Raw genomic sequence first — 21564 nt, 5'->3', positions numbered from 1 at the left:
TGATTTCGGTAACCGCTTGCGCCGTTGTCCGTATCAGTGAGGTCGCATTATAGGGACTTAGATCACATTGGCAAGTGTTAATTTTCAAATTTATCAAAAAAATGCGCATTAGTATACACTACGATCAAATTCCCAAAATACGCTTCAAAAATAATCGCTCACTACTGTTTTTCATGTTCTATACATCATTCTATATCGTCTCTCTTTTATAGCCGTAATTAAACTAAGACAATTTTATGAAGCAAAAGCATACAAATACGACTAAACGACAGTAATAATATATAAATAACAACATACATTGTTAAAAAAACTTAAATTCACACAAAACAAAAACAATAAAAACAACCAGTAGAATAAAACCAACTTATAAATTCCTATTATTTATATCTTATTGGTATGATAAATCCCTCCGTGTCATATAATGGTGAAGTACGTCACAAACAAAGCTAGTCCTTATGTTAGGATTCAGCCCTTTCATTAATTGGCATCTTATTCTGCCTCTTTAATTATAATCGAAAGCTATACAGGATTTGCTATGACAAACCAGAATCGCATCCTTCTGACGTGGATAAGTTTCTTATCTTATGCCCTAACTGGATCTCTGATTATCGTCACCGGTATCGTTATGGGAGATATTGCCAAATATTTTGATTTGCCAATATCTAGCATGAGTAACACTTTTACGTTTCTTAATACGGGTATTTTAATTTCAATCTTCCTTAATGTTTGGTTGATGGAGATTGTACCGCTTAAGCGCCAACTCATTTTTGGTTTCATTCTCATGCTATTAGCAATTCTTGGCCTCATTTTCGGTCATAATCTTGCTATCTTCTCTGCTTGCATGTTTGTTCTTGGTGTCGTTAGTGGTATTACCATGTCAATTGGTACTTACTTAATTACCCACATTTATGATGGTAAAGAACGAGGTTCTCGCCTGCTATTTACTGATTCATTTTTCAGTATGGCGGGTATGATTTTCCCTGTGATTTCTGCTGCAGTACTAGCACACCACATGCAATGGTACTGGGTATATGCCGCAATCGGTGTTATCTATTTTGCTATTTTCGTATTAGCATTAATCTCTACATTCCCAGTATTAGGCAAAGATGCGCCTCAAGAAGAGACCGCTAATGAACCAAAAGAAAAATGGGGATTAGGTGTTCTATTTCTAGCTATTGCTGCTTTATGTTACATCCTCGGTCAGTTAGGCTTTATTTCTTGGATTCCTGAATACGCAACTCAAAAGCTAGGTCTATCAATCAGCGATGCAGGCCAATTAGTAAGTTACTTCTGGGGTGCTTATATGATTGGTATGTGGATTTTCAGTGTTCTACTTAAAAAATTCGACCTGCACTATTTTGTAGTTGTTTTATCTGGATTAGCAACTGTGCTGATGTATCTATTTAATAAAGATACTGATCCTCATAACCTTATCTATATTATTTCAGCACTTGGCTTTATTAGTAGTGCGATTTACACCACGATCATTACCTTAGGCTCACAACAGACCAAAGTATCATCACCAAAATTGGTTAACTTTATTCTGTTATGCGGCACAATCGGTACTATGTTAACTTTCGTAGTAACAAGTCCAATTGTTAAAAACTACGGTGCACACGCAGCATTAGTTACAGCCAATGGTTTATATGCAGTTGTATTTGTAATGTGTGTATTGGTGGGATTTGTTACTAAACATCGCATTCATGGTCATAGTGGTCACTAACTAACATTATGCAAATAAAAAGCCTCAATCTATTGAGGCTTTTTTTATACTTGAATAAAAGCAGCGAGTCAGCTGTCACTACAGTAGTTATTATTAATTATTATTCGGACGCATTGATGGGAATAAAATCACATCACGAATAGTATGTGCATTCGTAAACAGCATCACTAAGCGGTCAATACCAATCCCTTCACCTGCTGTTGGTGGTAAACCAAATTCTAGCGCACGAATATAATCTTCATCATATTGCATCGCCTCATCATCACCAGCATCTTTCGCATCCATCTGTGCTTTAAAACGCGCATCTTGATCTTGAGCATCATTCAGTTCAGAGAAACCATTCGCGACTTCACGACCACCAACAAAAAACTCAAACCTATCAGTTAAGAAAGCATCTTCGTTACTACGACGCGCTAATGGCGAGATATCAGCAGGGTAACCAGTAATAAATGTTGGTTGAATTAATTTAGGCTCAGCAGTCTCACCAAAAATCTCTTCTAACAACTGACCACAAGTCCAAAATGGTTCAACCGTTAGACCAACTTCTCGTGCAATATTTGCCATCAACTCACGATTTTTAACATCATCATAAGTTAGCGCTTGAATGCGTGGGTTATCTTGAGTGTAGTGTTGAATTGCAGCTAGCATCGTCATACGAGTATAAGGTCCATTAAACTCAATAACATGCTCGCCATAAGGTAATGCTGTATTGCCACAAAGATCTTTTGCAATGGTACTTAATAAACTTTCTGTAAAATCAATCAGATCATTGTAATCAGAATATGCCATGTAAAATTCCATCATGGTAAATTCTGGATTATGACGAGGTGATAGACCTTCATTACGGAAATTGCGGTTAATTTCAAACACCCGCTCAAAGCCACCAACCACAAGACGCTTCAAGTACAGCTCAGGTGCAATACGAAGATACATATCAATATCTAACGCATTATGATGAGTCACAAAAGGTCGCGCTGAAGCACCGCCAGCAATTGGGTGCATCATTGGTGTTTCAACTTCCATAAATTGTTGTTTAATCATGAATTGACGAATCGCTGCCACCACTTTAGATCGCATGATCATGGTATTTCGTGATTCTTCATTAATGATCAAATCTACATAACGCTGGCGGTAACGTTGTTCTTGATCGGTTAAACCATGGTATTTTTCAGGTAAAGGGCGTAACGCTTTGGTTTGTAACTCATAACTATCCATGGTGACATAAAGCTCGCCACGATCAGAACGATGTAACTGACCTTTTACACCAATAATATCGCCAATATCTAAACCATGATATTTTTGCTTTAACTCTGCCTGAACCTGTTTATCGGCATAAACTTGGATACGCCCAGAAACATCTTGTAATACCAAAAATGGTCCACGCTTTGCCATAATACGACCAGCGACAGCGGTTATATAAGCGGTATTAATCAAATCGTCTTTAGATTTATTTTTAAATTCAGTTATTAATTCATTTGCTAATTTCAATCGACGAAAAGTATTTGGGTGACCATTTGCTTTACAGTCTTTTCTTATATAATCAAGTTTTGCTCGACGTTCAGCAATCAGCCTATTTTCATCAATTTCATTTTCTAACATAATATTTCCTTATCCATAAATCTTTTTATTAAAACAAGAAGGGTTAGAATATTTATTTAAAAAAACTATATTTATAACCCGAAATTAGACTTACTTTAAAATAAATAACCACAAAATAAAAAACGTGACATTCGTCACAAAACATTAGAAATACATAATTTATTTATTTCTTAGATTTAAAAATGAAATATGAAATTACAGTTACCATTTAAATAAAAAATTCCATCTATATATAAAAGCAAATAGTATAGAAAATAATATCATTATATTTTTTAACAATAGAATAAAAACCAAATGGCCTGGGTAAATTATAAAATAAATAACTGGTTATTAATTACAACAGAAAATTGTTTATATAAATCAGGACAAAATTATATTATAGAACCGAGGATTACCAAGCTATTAGCCTTTTTAGCCAAGCATCAAGGCATTGTTTTTACACGCGATGAATTAATTGAAAATGTTTGGGACGGTGCCGTTGTTAGTGAACAAGTTGTCACGCAGTCTATCTTTGAGCTCCGTAAAACACTCAAAAAGATGGATGAAGATCATTGGATTATTACAATTCCAAAGCGAGGTTATAAACTTGATATCGACGTACAACAAATATATGTCGATCCAAATACAGGCTTTAAGTTGGAGGAGTTTCACTCTTCACATGAGCACACTAATGATAGCTCATCCCATGCATTTTTCCCTGCAGGACCAATGACACGTGCTTTTAACAAAACCTCAAAAGAAGCACCATCAACGACAAGTTCAAATAATGTTAAATGGAACCACTGGTTTTTCGATATTTGTATCCTAACTATGTTATTAATTACACTTGTTTTTATCAGTTGGAGCAACGAAAAAATTACACCACCTACGACAATATTGAATCCACGCTTAATAAATATTGAATTGGCACAGCAGTCATCGACAAATCAGTTACATTCGATCGCGAAGATAATCAAAAATGCCTTATTTAAATCTACAAATTATATCAGTAGTTTCAGCCAGCAACCTAATGCAGGTAAAACACTGTCACTCTATGTCAATCAGCAACACCAATTACACATCGAACTATTTAACAACATATCAAAAATAGTTATGTTACAACAAAATCTTCACCTTGATAGTAAGAACTCATACATAATTATAGATAGTTTTATCAATAAACTTATACAATCATTAAATTACAATCATCAACAAACTCAGAATCATATTACTCTCACCAACTCTACTATTTTGTATGGCTATATTGAATTGCCTAGTGTCATAAATAATGATGGTCAAACGAACATTAATTATATTAAACAAATCAGTAAACTTATTAAGTTATCGCCAGAAAATAGTTATTTATTAGCACAACGATACCTTGCTTATGCAATTATACTTACCGTAAACAATAAAGTAACATCAATGCCAACATTGATGAACTATGGAAAAGTATTAATCAAAAGCGTTACACAGAACAAACAACTTGTCTCAAGTGAAATATATGATGCTTTAGCCCTAAATGATCTTTACCAAGGTAATTTAACCGCTGCTGAACATTATTTATCATTAGCAGCATTACAGTCTCAGCAAAATACAGCGTTACGCTACATTTTATTAGGTAAGCTCAGTGAACTTACGCATAGAAAACAGCAAGCCAACGAGTATTATAGTATGGCCTTGTATTTATCGCCTTCTCAAGAGACACTTCAACTCTGTCAAAAACTCGTTTTCATATCAGAAATAAATACTGCTGAAGTCACACCTCCGCACTAAATTTACAGCATCTAAATATTTACCATTAAACAACGCTATTTCATTTCTCAGCGACTACTAATTTACCTTTTTAGAAGTAGGTCTCAATGCATAGACCTGTCTTTTGTGATCATCGCTAATGGCTACGCTGATTTAACGTTTACAACAATAATAGCACCGTGACAGCTTAAATTAATACCCCCAACTCTATAACGATTATCAAATGGTCATTATTTTACTTATAAATAATTTATTTTTTCACAAATAACGCAACATATTGATTTAAAAGGGGTTGAAAATAAATAAAATTAAAAAAAAACAACTTTATTATTTAAATATCGTTGAGTAGAAAGTTATTTAATTAACTTTTCTATCTGCTGTAGATTAAATCGAAATTACTCGTCATTGATTATGTGAAAGCAAAAGCCTTCTTATTACTGACGTTAAACATGCTTAAAAATTTTAAATATAATTGTATTATTTGGAGATCGTTACATGTCGTCCGATACATCAAAAAAGATAGGCTTAATCGCCTGTACCGGTGTGGTAGCCGGTAATATGATGGGTAGTGGTATCGCACTCTTGCCATCGACATTGGCAAAAGTGGGTTCAATATCTATTTATAGCTGGATTATTTGTTTAGTTGGCGCATTGTCTTTGGCCTTTGTTTACGCTCGTTTAGCAACGAATAATCCTCAAGAGGGCGGTCCTATTGCCTATGCTGGTGAAGTTTCGCCTGCTTTTGGTTTCCAAACCGGTGTGCTTTATTACCATGCTAACTGGATTGGTAACCTTGCTATCGCTATCACTGGGGTATCGTACCTTTCTGTGTTCTTCCCAATTTTGAACAACACTATTCCAGCGGCAATCGCAACTATTGCCTCAGTTTGGATTTTCACCATTATTAACTTATTGGGTGGTTCATGGGTAAGTCGTCTATGTACATTAGGCTTAGTACTTATTCTTGTTCCTATCGTTGGTACTGCAGTTGTTGGTTGGGGGCATTTTGATGCAACAACTTACATGCAAAACTGGAATACATCACATAGCTCAAATTCACACGCTATTGTTAGCGCGGTTCTAATCACCCTTTGGTCATTTGTTGGTGTTGAATCAGCAGCAGTATCATCTGGTATGGTTAAAAATCCCAAGAAAACAGTGCCATTAGCTACGTTACTTGGAACCGTTATTGCTGGTGTTATTTATATTCTATCAACTCAAGTTATTGCTGGTATGTTCCCAGCTTCTGAAGTAGCAGCTTCTGGTGCACCATTTGCACTTGCAACAACCGCTATCTTTGGTGCTTGGACAGCTCCATTTGTTGCAGCATTTACCGCTTTAGCGTGCTTTACATCTCTAGGTTCTTGGATGATGTTAGTGGGTGAGGCAGGCAAACGTGCAGCTAATGATGGCAACTTCCCTGCTGTTTTTGGTGAAACTGATAAAAATGGCGTGGCAAAAAAAGGTTTAGTTTTAGCATCTGTAATGATGACTATTCTGATGATTGCAATCACTATCTTTAGTTCTAGTAATAGCCATGCTTCAAACTTATTTGACATCCTAACATCTGACGCAGTGCTATTAACTATGCTGCCTTACTTCTACTCAGCTGTTAACTTAATTCGTTACGAAGGTATGACAACTCGCAATGTATTTGTGATGTTGTTTGCAGGTGTTGCATGTATCTTCTGTTTCATCGCACTTATCGGTGCAGATCCATCAGCATTAGCCGCAACTTTCGTTGTTTCGCTAGCTATCTTCATGTTCTACGCTCGTAAGCTTGGCTTCCGTCAACACTTACAACTAGAACAACAAGAACAAGCGAATAAAGTGGTTCAATCTCACTAAGTTTACTCCCTAATAATATTATCAAGGCGCACGTTACACCTCCCAAATTGGAGTGGTGCGCCTTTGTTCACCCTGGAGATATTCAATAATGAATACTATAGCAATCTTAAATAACTTAGGCGTATTTTTCAAAAAATACCCAGTTCAAGAATTAGAACAAGCATTAGCAACACGTGGCTACAAAGTTGTGTATCCCGTTGATGAAAAAGATTTAATGAAGCTACTTGAAATGAACCCACGTATTAGTGGTGTGATTTTTGACTGGGATACTTACTCATTAGACTTATGCCAGCAAATTAACCAAATTAACGAGAAACTACCGTTATATGCATTTGCTAATGAACATTCTACTTTAGATATTAATTTAGCTGATCTTCGTTTAAATATTTACTTCTTTGAATATTGCCTTGGTAGTGCTTCTGATATTGCGCATAAAATTGAGCAAGCAACTGAAGATTACAAAGACAGTATTTTACCACCGCTAACCAAAGCATTATTTAACTACGTTGATGAAGCTAAATATACGTTCTGTACACCGGGTCACATGTCAGGTACTGCATTTAACAAAAGCCCTGTAGGTAGCATTTTCTACGATTTCTACGGTGCAAATACCTTTAAAGCAGATATTTCAATTTCAATGCCTGAACTTGGCTCATTGTTGGATCACTCAGGTCCTCACAAAGAAGCCGAAGAATACATTGCGCGTACATTTAACGCTGATCGTTCTTATATTGTGACTAACGGTACTTCAACTGCGAACAAAATTGTTGGTATGTTCTCAGCCCCTGCTGGCAGCACAGTATTGGTTGACCGTAACTGTCATAAATCATTAACTCACATGATGATGATGACCGATGTTGTGCCTATTTATTTCCGTCCGACACGTAACGCTTACGGTATTTTAGGTGGTATTCCTAAGAGTGAATTTAGCCGTGAAGTAATTGCAGAAAAAGTAGCAAATACTCCAGGTGCAACTAAACCAGGTTATGCAGTAGTAACTAACTCAACTTACGATGGTTTGTTCTACAATACCCAATTTATTAAAGAGTCACTGGATACTAAGTTTATTCACTTTGATAGTGCTTGGGTGCCTTACACTAACTTTAACCCTATTTACGAAGGTAAATGTGGTATGAGTGGTGAAGCCATGCCAGGTAAAGTGTTCTATGAAACTCAATCAACCCATAAATTACTGGCTGCATTCTCACAAGCTTCAATGATTCATGTTAAAGGTGAGCTTGAAGAAGAGTCTTTTAACGAAGCATTCATGATGCACACGTCAACATCACCACAATACGGTATTGTGGCGTCTGCTGAAATTTCTGCAGCTATGATGCATGGCAATGCTGGTCGTCGTTTAATTCAAGATTCAATCGACCGCGCGATTCGTTTCCGTAAAGAGATCAAAAAACTACGTTCTGAATGTGACGGTTGGTTCTTTGATGTTTGGCAGCCAGAGAACATTGAAACAACGGAATGTTGGAACCTAAACCCTAATGATAAATGGCATGGTTTCAAGAATATCGATGAAGATCATATGTTCCTTGATCCAATTAAGATCACCCTACTTACTCCAGGAATGAACGAAGAAGGCGAACTATCTGCAACAGGTATTCCAGCATCTATCGTAGCTAAGTTCCTTGACCAACATGGTATCGTAGTTGAAAAAACAGGTCCATACAGCCTATTATTCTTGTTCTCAATTGGTATTGATAAACCAAAAGCAATGCAGCTATTACGTGCATTAACTGAGTTCAAACGTGGCTATGATCGTAACATGACTATCAAGTCATTCTTACCAGCACTATACCAAGAAGATCCTCAATTCTACGCTAATATGCGTGTACAAGATCTTGCACAAGGTATTCACGATTTAACCGTGAAATACCAATTACCTGAGCTTATGTACAAAGCATTTGATGTGTTACCAGAAATGAAGATGACACCACATGATGCATGGCAACAAGAGCTACGTGGTGAGGTTCGTGAGATTCCATTATCAGAAATGGTGAATGAAATCAGTGCCAATATGATCCTTCCTTATCCTCCAGGTGTGCCTGTTGTGCTTCCTGGTGAAATGGTGACTGAGCAATCTCGCCCTGTATTAGATTTCCTTGAAATGCTATGCGAAATTGGTAATCACTTCCCTGGCTTTGAAACTGACATTCACGGTGTTTACAACGTTGATGGTGTTTACAAAGTGAAAGTGATCAAGCAGTAATTAATACGATCGACATAAGTAATATTAGGGCATGCTAGTAATAGCATGCCTTTTTTAGACCCTGTAAATAATTCTGTATAACAACTCCTCCTCAATGGTATGGACTCCCCACCTTACTGACATTGTCAGCTACAGTTATAGCGTCAACCAAAAAGAAGCCCATACCATTAATAATGCCTAGCACTATTTGCATTAATCTAGCTAAAAACGTTTTTCAAGTTGCATTGTTTAATCAACATGGAAAATTAAAGTCTAATCAAAACATGTCTCAAGCTAAATGGTCGTATTTATAGCCCAATATCCTACATCTATGATTTATATGGCGGCGTGTGGCTCTGCTCATTATTGAGGAGCGATATTTTCAAAATAATAAGCATCATATTCATCTGCTCCCGCCTCAAATTGTCAGGATGTATCGAGCGAGTCCCTCGAACCTTAAATCTCAAACCTCGACTCCATCTTCACTAACAACAGATCAAAAAAAGGCACACTCAAATGAGTGTGCCTTACTATTTAGTTTATTGGCGCTAATTAAATATTACGTGCGACTTCGTAAGCATCCCAAACCGCATTCATAATATTAGACACTTTACGTGCATCACCAATGAGGTAAGTATCTTTACCACGACTTAAAATCTCGTCATGAAGATCGTTAACGCTTGAGTAACCCACAGCAATACAAACGTTATCAGCTACAATCTGCTCAATGCCATTCGCTGTTTCGATGTACGCATGGCCATTCTTATAACCAACAAACTTACTGCTGGTCATAATGTTAACTTGCGCTTCTTCCATCAAATCAAGCAGCATTGATTTGTTAGCCCAGTTAGTATCAGCACCACCATCCATCACTTTAGACAGATACTCAACCACTGTTACTTGCTTACCTTGATTCTTAAGCCATAGTGCAACTTCACAACCAACTAAACCGCCACCAATAATAACCACGTCATCGCCAACTGGCTTTTTAGCTAATAAAATATCATCGGCGCTGCAAATCTGTGGTTCATCAATACCTTCAATATTACGTAAACGTACTGGCACTGAACCTGTTGCAATAATCACTGCTTGCGCGTCATCTAACTCTTTTGAGTCTTTATCAATAGCAGTATTTAAATACATTGGTACAGCAAGGCGCTCTAGCTCAACACGATACCAATCAAGCAATTTCTCATCCGCTTTTTTGAAATCAGGTGCAGCAGCTTCATAAATATGACCACCAATTTGATCTGATTTTTCAAATAGCTTCACTTCATGACCAGCAAGTTTTGCTACTCGAGCACTTTCAAGACCCGCAATACCACCACCGATAACAATTACACGCTTAGGTTCTAATGCTTTTTCAATGTTATAGATCTTTTCACGACCACAAGCAGGGTTCACTGAACATGAAATTGGCTTATGATTGAAAATACGTTGTAAACAGCCATCGTGACAACCGATACATGGACGAATTTGCTCTTCACGATTTTTCATGACCTTATTTGGCCACTCAGGATCTGTCAATAACGGACGCGCTAAACCAACAAAGTCAATTGAACCATTTTTAATCGAGTCTTGAGCAAGTTGAGGATCACCCATCTTACCGCCCATAATGATAGGCACATTAACAACATCTTTAAGTTGTTTAACAAATGGTAGATATAGGCCATCTTTCGCGTATAGCGGTGGGTGCGCCCAGTACCATGCATCATAAGAGCCAGTATCGGCATTAAAGCCATCATAACCCGCTTTTTCAAGGATCTTAGCTAACTCAAGTCCTTCTTCAGTATCACGTCCAGATTCTTTAGCTGCGATATTAATACCGCCTTTACCCAATTCTTTAATAAATGAACGAATACTGTAACGTACGGTTACTGGGTAGTTTTCGCCCGCACCACGACGAATCGCTTTAAGAATTTCAATTGGGAAAGTCGCGCGTTGTTCAAGATCACCGTTAAAACGGTCGCTACGATCTTTGTTAAACACTGACATGGTAAATTGATCGGCTAAATAACCTTCGTGCACTGCGTGCAGTTCAATACCATCAAAACCGACTTTTTTAGCAATCGCTGCCGCTTCCTCAAAACGAGAAATAATGCGTTCCACTTCTTCTGTGGTTAAGGCACGACACATCACATCAGGTTGCCAATAGTTAGGTACTTCTGTTGGTGCGACTGGCTGAGTTTCAAGCAGTGTCGGTTTTGCTACACGACCAAGGCCCGCAGACACTTGTAAGAAGATTTTTGCGCCATAAGAATGCACGCGCTCAATCATTTCATAACATGAATTTTCAAAAGCAGTGGGATTATGAGTTACACAGGTAAATGTCGGCATTTTCATGCGCTCAATTTCATTTTCTACCTTAGTAAAACCCGTAATAATCAGACCAACACCGCCCTTCGCTCTTTCAACAAAATAATCAGCAGCGCGTTGATTAAATTCGCCTTCACGGCCAGCAAGTCCCATTAGACCCATTGGTTCCATTACAATTCGGTTTTTAATAGTTACGCTACCAATTTTCATTGGGGTAAAGAGTTCTGATCTATTCATTATTATGCTTTTGAGTTAATCAACAGTAACTCAAAGTCTAAAAGTAAAAATACTATTAATTAAGTGCATTAAATGCATGTTGGATATGCTCATATATCATAATAATTGCTTTTTGTATGACAATTACATTAGTTTTTATTACCTTACCAACTAAAGTCATTACTAATGCTGCCTTTAAAGCTATTGTTATGGAAACCACAACAAATCACTATATAAAGTAGGGATATAGTGTTTGATAGATACCACAGCAATACTGTATTCAGTGCAACCTAATAGTGACTAAGGGTCTTGATTAGTGTTTACGTTGAAAATATCCATCATTAATGAAATAAGGCGTTATTGCCTGCAAAACAAGACAAAGCCAACCATGAAAAAATATTCACCATCACATTGATAAAATCACTTAAACAATCTTCAATCAACGTTATTTAGAGGTGAATGTTGTTAGCGCCACCACAAAACAATATACCAAAAAAGAATACAATATCTTATCGATTACTTTTTTAGAAATTCCAAAATGCTTAAAAAATGCATGTTAACACTGGCTTTGATCAGTATCAGTCAAGTCGCACTAGCAACCCCTTCCCCCTCCTCAACAACCAGTTATAACCTGTTTTTAATCCCAAGCCACAATGTTGATAAAACAGTATCAACCATTAGCAACCAACTTAAACAACAACAATTATCTTCTCTTTACAGTCAAGGTTATTTACCTCATATCACGCTTTATTTATCACAATATTCGACCTCAAATCTCAAGTTACTTAAGCAACAAGCCCAACAACTAGCAAGCCAATATGTTCAATTTCCATTAACACTTGAACATATTGAGCGCACCAAAGGAGACTGGTTGATGCTTGAAATAAGTAATACCCGTGAGCTGCAACGCTTAGCAGATACCGCAGCCATTACTGTCTCTCCACTACGTAGCATGGATCAAAAAGCGCCCACTTGGGTAAGTCACTACCCTGAAAAACTTGCTGCATTCCAACGCTATGGTAGTCCTAATGTCTTTACTAATTTTGAACCCCATATCACCTTATTAGCGCAATCTGATCCTCAAAAACTAACCCAGTTTATGACCAATTATGGCCAAAAATTTCAGCCGATGAAGTTTAATGCATTGGGAATAGGCATTGCTGCGGTTAATAGTAATGGCCAGGCTAAAGCCGTTATTGCCCACTATCCATTTGCCAAATAACAGTTACAAAAAAGCCTCAACTATATTGAGGCTTTTATCTTTACCCTTTCTATATAATGCTAAAAACGAAAGCGATTACTCACTTTCTTGTTCATGCATTTCATCCATGAAACGTGCTCGACGTAATTCAGCCTCAGCCATAACAGCATTAATTTCTGCCATTAAACCATCTATATCAGCATCAACCTCGGTTTCAATATATACTCCGGTTAATTCAGTCTCAGGGGTTAACGTACCAGCTTGAAATAATGCCCACATTTCTTTGCCATATTGGGTTTCAAGTACTTGTGGCGCATAACGACCATAATAATTAGCCATGTTATTTACATCACGCTCAAACATCCATTTAGCGTTATTATTTGCAGAAGCATCTACCGCTTGGGGTAAATCAATAATCACTGGACCTTGACCATCCACCAGCACATTAAATTCTGATAAATCACCATGAATGAGACCAATGCATAACATACGCTTGATATAGGTGATCATTAACCCATGATCGCGTAAGGCTTGTTCTTTGGTTAGCGTGATATCATTTAAACGTGGAGCAACAGCACCGTCGGCATCTGTAATTAACTCCATCAATAAGACCCCATCAAAACAACCATAAGGAATCGGGGCACGCACATTCGCTTTGAGCAATAATGATAACGCATCAACTTCTGCTTGTTGCCATACTTTTTCTTGTTCATCACGGCCAAATTTAGAGCCTTTTTCCATGGCACGTGCACGACGACTATTACGTACCTTACGCCCTTCACGGTAGGTCACTGCTTTTTTAAAACTACGCTGGTCAATTTCTTTATAGACCTTGGCGCAACAAATTTTGCCACCACTGCGAACAACATACACAGAGGCTTCTTTACCGCTCATCAGTTGAGATAAAACATCATCAATAAGACCATCTTCAACCAAAGGTTGTAACCGTGGAGGAATCTTCATTACACCTACATTTGTCCGTAACTGGAAATATACCCGCTTATAATATCGCATTATCGCTAGCTAAAAATATTTAACAAGTATTGATGGATGGTTATTTCTAAACCAGCATATTAGGTATAACACCGCGGTACTAACCCCCGCGACAAAAAATAAGAAATTTCACCTAAAAAACAACAAGGTAAAACTAAACCTTGCACTATTGTTTCTATAATTCTGTAACTTCTAATAATCGCAAGCTTAAACGCAAGTGGTATCAATAAACGGATGACACAATAGCGACCACATTCAACTTAGAAAACAACAACATAAAATTCCGCTCTTCAATATAGCTTTCATTTTCAGCTGCTTCCATTATTAGCGCTAATATAAATACCATCCATTAATGGGTGACGATTCAACAATAAAAATAATAATGAGAAATCACATGAACAATTGCTTGCAGCCCCAAAAATCATTACTCACTCTAGCAATCATTAGCGCACTAACGTTATCCCCATTAGCGATGGCACAAACAACAACCGCTAATGGCTTTATTAACGGCTCATCACTCACGACTAAATTTATCAGTGATACTCGTATACGCTCTCGAAATGATAATGCTGGTTTTGACTCTTATGGTAGGCTCAATTATTCCGCCTACAATGCCATTGTCGATTTAAATTCTGGTTACTATAACAATTTTATTGGGGTCGATGTTGCTGGTTATTTAGCTGGAGATATCTATAACAACAGTATTCAAAATAATAATGGCCAGTATTTATCTAATGAGATTTCATTTTCACATAACCAAGATTGGGGCGCTGGTAATGGTCCTCATTTCAAATTTTATACGGCCGCGATTAAATTTAAATACCACGATCTCTTTAGCGGTAAAGTCGGTTTAATTCAATCCATAGGTAATGGTACGGTTGGTAATGTATCGTCATTTGTACCCGGTAGTTACCGTGGTTTAGAACTTAATGCGCATATTGGTAGCGGTAAATTAACCTACTTCTGGGCAGATAAATACACTGCACCATGGTTATTAAGTGAAAATGATTATGTTGGTTGGGCAAATACACAGTGGAATTATTTACATTCATTAGGTTATGAAAATACTGTGGGAGATTTTTCTTATAATCTCGGTATTGGTCAAGCAATGGATGTCCGTTATAGCGACACCACTCGTAGCGTTAATCCAACCTCTTATAAGCTCTATACCCGTTATCAACTAAACCCTAATACTCAACTCGCGGCTGATTTTTATGGCGTTAACGACAAGGTTAAATATAACGGTTTAGGTTATATGACTGGGCTATCGTTACATATCAATCATGGTCAATGGGGTTGGTTATCTCAACTACGTTATGCCAACAGCAATAATGATACTGAAATTGTGCCACGTACTATTTATACCTACGCCATGAATAACGGTAATTGGTCACAATTTTGGGATGCGTTATCTGATTGGAACCAATCTGGTGAAGTATCAATGTATAACCGATTGTCTTTTAATGCCGGTAATGGCTGGAACTACTATATGGGTGTAGGTTACGGCTCAGGAATGAACAGCAATAAAGTCGGCTACAGCAGTGAAGCAGCAGTAAATGGGACTGTTGGCTATACCCTTCAACAAGGCACTTTAAAAGGCAGTGTGGTGCAGTTACATAGCACGTGGTTAACCCGTGACGAAATTAAATCAGCCACCGTAGGTAGAGATGAAACAGATGTTCGTCTGCAAGTAATCGTCCCTTATTCAGTATTTTAATAACAACAAAATAAGATCTGAGCCTCAACATTTTGTTGGGGCTTTTTTAAGGGGGACTTAAACCCGCTTTCCTTTGATTGATGACAAGGCGAAAAGCGAACTTAAGAAATTTAGAATGACAATGAGGCACAAAAAAAGCCCCAATCTTGCGATTGAGGCTTTTCTCTGAAATTTGGTGCCCGAGGACGGACTTGAACCGTCACTCCCGAAGGAAACGGATTTTGAATCCCTTAACGCTGCGCTCGAAAAACGTGTATACCTTACTGGTAATAGGCACTCATAATCACAACATCAACCATGTCAGCCAGTAATAATTCTCAGCCACTCTTGCAGCCAGAAAATCACATAATGACTAACTCAGTGCAGTTATACTTTCCCCCTTGATGTTTGTTCTAGCAAGTTTGTGATTTTACTTTTTGATTTTTCATTAATAATTTCACTAGCTAATTCTTCAGCACCTAAGATTGATATGTGCCCACCATCAGCACTATAAGGTATCAATTTACCATCCCGAATAAAAAAATCATGTTTATATAATTCTGACTTTGATATATATATAAAGTTATTATTAGTTTTGGACAGTAATCGTAACTTTTTCTCTATTTTATTTACATAATTATTATCAACAATGTCGTTTTCTTTATTAATAACATCTTCTGTAAGAGAATCGCCTTTAATAACTGATGAAATGTAATCATTTCTAATATTTTTTTTGTAAATTGTAGGGTTAGGTAAATAAACAACCTTAACACCATCTCTTGTGATTTTATTGATCATTTTTATTGTATCATTTGAATAATCATATCCATCTTTAAAAAATTCATCCCAACGACCAGAAATAAAGATCAACTTAAACTTTTTATAATTATTTTCTACAAATTTCCTATTCATCATACACTGACTATATCCGACATGACTTTTAGGAAAATGGAAATTTTTTGTAAAAGAAGGAAAACAAGAATTTGTCGTTATGGATAATATACTAATATTATTCTTTTTCCCTAATACGGATAAAGTTGGTTCATACTCCCCTGCAAATGAATCACCAAATAATAATACTTTAGGATCATTGGATTTTTTACCTATTTGGCACGTTAGGTAGTCAGCAGATGACAACCCTGAGCCTGGTGAACCAAAACAATACCCTTCCGTCTTAGTTGCCATATTATATTTATTAATATTAGGTATAGCTTTCATCCTGTTTGTAATATTAAAAAATAAAATACTACTAATTAAACCAATACTTACCACCATCCACAACGGTTTAAACGTAACTATTGACTTAAATGAAATACTCGATAACGCAGGGAACTTAATACTTTCAACAAACTTGTAGCTACAGAAACCTAATACAACGGATACAGGAATACCAATCCATTCCCAATGCTGCATTTCAAAGTAATAACCAAATACAACAACAGGCCAATGCCATAGGTAGATAGAGTAAGACCATGAACCTACTTTTTGCATTACTACGTTATCAGTAATCACGCTACCACTACGGTTAGCAAGAATAACTAAATAAGCACCAAGCACAGGAATTAAGGCTAAGTATCCAGGCCACAGGTTATCTTTAGAAATAAATGCATACGAAGCTAAAATTAACGCAATACCAACCCATTCAAGGTACTTTTTACTTGTCTCTTTAAGGTTCTGTAATGGGTAAAGGAATGCAAGACCACCCATCATCATTTCCCATGCGCGAGTAGGCAATAAGAAATATGCAGGATTAGGCCAACGATATGTCGCATAAACACTAAATACAAAGCCAATCATCGTACCAACAACAAGCAAACGCTTAATGTTCGTTAGTGACATACACTTCTTTAGTAGCACTAATACCACAGGGTAAATCATGTAGAACTGCCACTCTACAGACAACGACCATGTATGAAGTAGCCACTTACTATGTGATGCAACATCAAAATAACCAGATTCTTGCCAGTAAATGATATTGGACACGAATCCCATACTACTAGCAACATGCTTACTCAATGCTAGGTAATCTAGTAAATTAAGATAAAACCAACCAAATACCAATAAAGCCAAACAGACAACAGATAATGCAGGAATGATACGATTGGCACGAGCAACATAGAAATTAATAATAGAAAAGTTGTTGTTCTCTAGCCCACGAAATATGAGTCCAGTCATTAAGAAACCAGAAATCACAAAGAAAACATCCACCCCAGCGAAACCACCAGGAATCCATGACGAGTTAAAATGGAAAAAAACAACGGCCATGATAGCGATTGCCCTCAAGCCGTTTATATCTGTTCTGAATTTCATATGCACTCCACAAATAATTGATCGCGATTTTATACGAAATCAAACACACTGAACAATAAAATAAAACAATAAATCACCATTAAGCAATTAAGCAATTAAGCAATTAAGCAATTAAGCAATTAAGCAATTAAGCAATTTAATAAAGTAGATCAGTAACTAAAGGTGATTATCATAAAGCGGACGTATCACCTCTTAATAATTTTCTTTTAAATACAAGATGTCAACTTGTACAAAAAACACCCACAATCCATCGCATTTCTAGCCCCAAAATATTTAAACATCCCTGTGGAGGATATTTGGTACAAAACCAATGAATTCGGTGTTAGCAAACAATCTCCCGTTAAAGACAAGATATGAACCAGACGTTGAAGATAGTACGCAATGAATTAGGAACAAATAATATCAAGAGGGACTTAAACCCGCTTTCCTTTGATTGATGACAAGGTGAAAAGCGAACTTAAGAAATTTAGAATGACAATAAGGCACAAAAAAAGCCCCAATCTTGCGATTGAGGCTTTCTTCTGAAATTTGGTGCCCGAGGACGGACTTGAACCGTCACTCCCGAAGGAAACGGATTTTGAATCCGTCGTGTATACCAATTTCACCACTCGGGCTTATGGTGGCTATTATACGTATATCGTGTTGATGCGCAAGCAATAATATAGCATATTTGTAATATAAACACTCTGCTGTTGGTTTTTTAACCCATCTAAAAGGTATTGATGCTAATCAAACCATATCTAATGCGATAATAAATATATTTTGTAGCAATTTAGTGCGTTCATTCGTATTTCGTTTACTGCTACACTGCCGTTCATAAGGATTTATTCATCCATCATTGATACTGGAACCATCATGAAGAAAATCAAGCCAAAGCATATTGCTCCTTCACACCAATACCCAAGCTTATTTCGTCGTTTAGGTGCTTGGTTCTACGATATGTTGATCATCGTGGCTATTTTAATGGTTGCAGGTGCGCTGGCTATGGCGATAGTGGCCGCACTCCTTCATATTGGTGTTCTTACGTTAGGTAATTACCAAGATGCCAGTGACTATTTAATGTCAGCCCCCACTGCGAGCATGTTATATAGTGCATACCTTGCTATGATTATTATTGGCTTTTATAGCTATTTCTGGACTCAAGCAGGGCAAACATTAGGCATGCGGGCATGGAAGCTTAAGCTTCAAAACCAAGATGGTTCACACATTAAAATCACTCAAGCATTGATTCGTATTGCTACCTCTGCTTTTGGTTTAGGTAACTTACTGGCATTTAATAGTCAGCGTCGCTCAATGCAAGATATTATGGCTGAATGTGAAATGATCGTGACAGATAACGTTAAATAAGACGTTATCATTTAAGACAACAGCCAATAAAAAAGGAGCCATAAGGCTCCCTTTTTATCGCTATAACTTACGTCTGAGTAAGTAGATAGTTATCGCTAAAAACGCCAGACTTGGCGCAAGTGCGCCGATAAACGGTGGTAAGTTATACACCAAACTCATCGGTCCAAAGACTTCATTTGAAATATAGAAAGCAAAACCAAAAATCACCCCAGATAATACTCGCGCTCCCATGGTCACAGAGCGCAATGGGCCAAACACAAATGATAATGCCAATAGCATCATTACCGCGATGGAAACTGGTTGTAATGCTTTACGCCAAAATGCCAATTCATAACGCATAGCATCTTGCTTAGATTCCTTTAAATAACCGACATAGTCATATAACCCAGATAACGATAACTCTTCAGGTTTCACTGTTACTACCGCTAATTTATCGGGCGTTAACGTGGTTTGCCATTTTTTAGTCTCATAATGAGTGTTGCTGATCTGTGCCTTATTAGTCATATCAGTCACAGTAACATTATGCATCGTCCAGCCCTTTTGAGCGTCATAACTGGCTGTCTTGGCTGATAACACATCAAGCAGTTTATCTTGGTTATTAAATTGCCAAATATTAACCACATCAATTTGATTTTTATCATGCACACGGCCGAGATAAATAAAGTCATTATCATCTTTAGCCCACACACCACTTTGAACCGATAGCATACTGCCACCACTGATCCATAATGCTCGCAGTTCACGCGCGGCTTTTTGTGCTTGTGGTGCACCCCATTGGCCTAATAAGGTCACAATGATCATTAATGGCACCGCGGTTTTTAAGGTTGATAAACCAATATCTAGCTTCGAAAAGCCAGCCGCTTGCATTACCACCAGCTCAGAGCTTGATGCTAACATCCCTAAACCAATTAATGCACCGAGTAATACTGCCATCGGAAAGAATGTCACTATATCTTGTGGCATCGACAACAACACAAAATACAATGCTTTCAGTAAGTCATAACTGCCTTGACCCACTTTACGTAACTGCTCAACATATTTAATGATGGCAGATAAACCTACTAACGTTGATAAGGTTAATGCCGATGTCGCGATAATAGTTCGGCCAATATACCAGTCGAGAATTTTAAACATTAACCGCGTCTCCGTAATTTATCTTTGAGGCGTCGAACCGGTAAACTATCCCAGCAATTTAAACCAATGGCGATCAATAACGCACCGATATTAATCGGCCACATTCCTACCCACCCCGGAATAAAACCATCTTCAATCGCAGATTTTGCTGATGATATTGCTAGGAAATAAGCTAAGTAAATCAATACTGCAGGCGCTAATTTTGCAAACCGTCCTTGACGTGGATTAACCGCAGATAACGGCACCACAATCATCACTAATAACGGAATACATAGAATTAACGATAATCGCCATTGAAGCTCTGCCATCGCCGCTTTACTTGGGTCTTTTAATAATTCCGCAGTGGTTTTTGCTTCCCAGTCTCGGTCGCCTTGCTTCACTTTACGCTGACCAATTAACGCTTGATAGTCATCAAAGTGAGTGATGCCATAATTAAGCTGCGTCGGTACACCTTCATAACGGGTGCCTTGCTGTAAATCCAACATTTGACGACCATCGGGTTGCTCCGTCACAAAACCACGCTTTGCCACCATAACACTCGGTTGCAACGTATCTTGTGCTCTTAATTGGGCAACAAAGACATTGTGCAGCTTAGACCCTTTATCGGTAATATCATTAACGAACACCACACCAGAACCGTTGGGTGTCATCTGAAACGTCCCTTTAACCAGCATATTTAAACCCGGATCGGCTTTAGCTTGTTCAGTAATTTGTTCAATTTTATATTGCGCCCACGGCGCAACCCACAATGAATTGGCAGTTGCGATCGAGCCGGTAATCAAGGCTAACGCTAAGGCGGCACGAATAAGAAATTTATTCCCCATGCCGGTAGCGCTCATTACCGTAATTTCACTTTCAGCATACAAGCGGCCAAATGTAAGCAAAATACCAATATATAAACTCAGTGGTAACATCAGCAACGCCATTGCTGGAATAGAGAGTCCCATTAAAGTCACAATGAGATCACTCGGGATCGAACCATCCGTCGCTTGTGCTAAAATGCGAATGAATTTTTGGCTAATAAAAACAAGAAAAAGCACAAAAAGGACTGCTAATTGGCTTTTTACTGTCTCTCTCGTCAAATACCTAACAATAATCACGCGTTATATTCCCATAGAAAACTTGTTTTTTTGATGGAATCACTATAGTTTTTGGTTAAATTAGTTATTTTTTTATCTTTCGGCTGAATGTAAGTCCGCGCTTTAAGCCTATACCGAAATCTCGGCAGAGCAAGCAAGTGTGGTATT

General features: G+C 37.5%; 13 protein-coding genes and 1 tRNA gene. 7 read left to right on the top strand and 7 right to left on the bottom strand.

Annotation, left to right across the window (positions count from 1 at the left end; all coding sequences use genetic code 11):
- Positions 1-535 precede the first annotated feature (535 nt).
- Positions 536-1723 carry an MFS transporter TsgA gene (gene tsgA, locus BTN98_RS00500; protein WP_060998569.1) on the top strand — a complete coding sequence of 396 codons (1188 nt, stop codon included), beginning with the start codon at positions 536-538 and terminating at the stop codon, positions 1721-1723.
- Between the two features lie 93 nt (positions 1724-1816).
- Here tsgA and lysS read toward each other — a convergent pair whose 3' ends face one another.
- Positions 1817-3322, bottom strand: coding sequence for a lysine--tRNA ligase (lysS, locus tag BTN98_RS00495; protein WP_060998568.1), 1506 nt, complete (start codon positions 3320-3322; stop codon positions 1817-1819).
- A 294-nt stretch (positions 3323-3616) separates the two neighbouring features.
- Between lysS and BTN98_RS00490 the strand changes: the two genes are divergently transcribed.
- The 3 genes from BTN98_RS00490 (at position 3617) to cadA (ending at position 9125) form a co-directional block, all read left to right on the top strand.
- Positions 3617-5077, top strand: a complete 1461-nt coding sequence (locus BTN98_RS00490; protein ID WP_060998567.1) for a winged helix-turn-helix domain-containing protein — start codon at positions 3617-3619, stop codon at positions 5075-5077.
- 474 nt (positions 5078-5551) lie between these two features.
- Positions 5552-6904 (top strand): cadaverine/lysine antiporter, encoded by a 1353-nt coding sequence (cadB, locus tag BTN98_RS00485; RefSeq protein ID WP_060998566.1) that lies wholly within the window; start codon positions 5552-5554, stop codon positions 6902-6904.
- Positions 6905-6992: 88 nt separating this feature from the next.
- Positions 6993-9125, top strand: a complete 2133-nt coding sequence (cadA, locus tag BTN98_RS00480) for a lysine decarboxylase (RefSeq protein WP_060998565.1) — start codon at positions 6993-6995, stop codon at positions 9123-9125.
- A 531-nt stretch (positions 9126-9656) separates the two neighbouring features.
- Here the strand turns inward: cadA and BTN98_RS00475 are convergent.
- Positions 9657-11657, bottom strand: coding sequence for an oxidoreductase (locus BTN98_RS00475; RefSeq protein ID WP_060998564.1), 2001 nt, complete (start codon positions 11655-11657; stop codon positions 9657-9659).
- Positions 11658-12174: 517 nt separating this feature from the next.
- On the opposite strand from BTN98_RS00475, the gene BTN98_RS00470 reads away from it, so the two are divergent.
- Positions 12175-12858 (top strand): 2'-5' RNA ligase family protein, encoded by a 684-nt coding sequence (locus tag BTN98_RS00470; protein WP_060998563.1) that lies wholly within the window; start codon positions 12175-12177, stop codon positions 12856-12858.
- A gap of 75 nt (positions 12859-12933) precedes the next feature.
- On the opposite strand, the gene BTN98_RS00465 is transcribed toward BTN98_RS00470, so the two are convergent.
- The gene (locus tag BTN98_RS00465; protein ID WP_060998562.1) at positions 12934-13800 is read right to left on the bottom strand and encodes a PA4780 family RIO1-like protein kinase; all 867 of its coding nucleotides are present in this window, start codon (positions 13798-13800) and stop codon (positions 12934-12936) included.
- Positions 13801-14224: 424 nt separating this feature from the next.
- On the opposite strand from BTN98_RS00465, the gene BTN98_RS00460 reads away from it, so the two are divergent.
- The gene (locus tag BTN98_RS00460; RefSeq protein ID WP_060998561.1) at positions 14225-15547 is read left to right on the top strand and encodes a hypothetical protein; all 1323 of its coding nucleotides are present in this window, start codon (positions 14225-14227) and stop codon (positions 15545-15547) included.
- A 366-nt stretch (positions 15548-15913) separates the two neighbouring features.
- On the opposite strand, the gene BTN98_RS00455 is transcribed toward BTN98_RS00460, so the two are convergent.
- Both BTN98_RS00455 and BTN98_RS00450 read right to left on the bottom strand, forming a co-directional pair.
- Positions 15914-17836, bottom strand: coding sequence for an acyltransferase family protein (locus BTN98_RS00455; protein ID WP_082732169.1), 1923 nt, complete (start codon positions 17834-17836; stop codon positions 15914-15916).
- Between the two features lie 529 nt (positions 17837-18365).
- A tRNA-Leu gene (locus tag BTN98_RS00450) sits at positions 18366-18450 on the bottom strand.
- A 241-nt stretch (positions 18451-18691) separates the two neighbouring features.
- Between BTN98_RS00450 and BTN98_RS00445 the strand changes: the two genes are divergently transcribed.
- On the top strand, positions 18692-19183 hold the full coding sequence (locus BTN98_RS00445; RefSeq protein ID WP_060998559.1) for an RDD family protein: 492 nt from the start codon (positions 18692-18694) through the stop codon (positions 19181-19183).
- A 60-nt stretch (positions 19184-19243) separates the two neighbouring features.
- Here BTN98_RS00445 and lptG read toward each other — a convergent pair whose 3' ends face one another.
- A complete protein-coding gene (gene lptG / locus BTN98_RS00440) occupies positions 19244-20317 on the bottom strand; it encodes an LPS export ABC transporter permease LptG (RefSeq protein ID WP_060998558.1) in 1074 nt (357 codons plus the stop codon).
- The gene (lptF, locus tag BTN98_RS00435) at positions 20317-21417 is read right to left on the bottom strand and encodes an LPS export ABC transporter permease LptF (protein ID WP_060998557.1); all 1101 of its coding nucleotides are present in this window, start codon (positions 21415-21417) and stop codon (positions 20317-20319) included. Before lptF ends, lptG begins: the two co-directional genes overlap by 1 nt.
- Positions 21418-21564 lie beyond the last annotated feature (147 nt).

The organism is Photobacterium aquimaris (genome assembly GCF_002954455.1).
In the GTDB taxonomy this organism is placed as follows: domain Bacteria; phylum Pseudomonadota; class Gammaproteobacteria; order Enterobacterales; family Vibrionaceae; genus Photobacterium; species Photobacterium aquimaris.
Note: the sequence above shows the minus strand (reverse complement) of the source record. Positions and strands in the feature narration are given on the sequence as shown.

Excerpts from the sequence above, each read along its gene's own strand:
- tsgA (WP_060998569.1), top strand. The coding sequence starts at position 536 with ATGACAAACCAGAATCGCATCCTTCTGACGTGGATAAGTTTCTTATCT.
- lysS (WP_060998568.1), bottom strand. The coding sequence starts at position 3,322 with ATGTTAGAAAATGAAATTGATGAAAATAGGCTGATTGCTGAACGTCGA.
- BTN98_RS00490 (WP_060998567.1), top strand. The coding sequence starts at position 3,617 with ATGGCCTGGGTAAATTATAAAATAAATAACTGGTTATTAATTACAACA.
- cadB (WP_060998566.1), top strand. The coding sequence starts at position 5,552 with ATGTCGTCCGATACATCAAAAAAGATAGGCTTAATCGCCTGTACCGGT.
- cadA (WP_060998565.1), top strand. The coding sequence starts at position 6,993 with ATGAATACTATAGCAATCTTAAATAACTTAGGCGTATTTTTCAAAAAA.
- BTN98_RS00475 (WP_060998564.1), bottom strand. The coding sequence starts at position 11,657 with ATGAATAGATCAGAACTCTTTACCCCAATGAAAATTGGTAGCGTAACT.
- BTN98_RS00470 (WP_060998563.1), top strand. The coding sequence starts at position 12,175 with ATGCTTAAAAAATGCATGTTAACACTGGCTTTGATCAGTATCAGTCAA.
- BTN98_RS00465 (WP_060998562.1), bottom strand. The coding sequence starts at position 13,800 with ATGAAGATTCCTCCACGGTTACAACCTTTGGTTGAAGATGGTCTTATT.
- BTN98_RS00460 (WP_060998561.1), top strand. The coding sequence starts at position 14,225 with ATGAACAATTGCTTGCAGCCCCAAAAATCATTACTCACTCTAGCAATC.
- BTN98_RS00455 (WP_082732169.1), bottom strand. The coding sequence starts at position 17,836 with ATGAAATTCAGAACAGATATAAACGGCTTGAGGGCAATCGCTATCATG.
- BTN98_RS00445 (WP_060998559.1), top strand. The coding sequence starts at position 18,692 with ATGAAGAAAATCAAGCCAAAGCATATTGCTCCTTCACACCAATACCCA.
- lptG (WP_060998558.1), bottom strand. The coding sequence starts at position 20,317 with ATGTTTAAAATTCTCGACTGGTATATTGGCCGAACTATTATCGCGACA.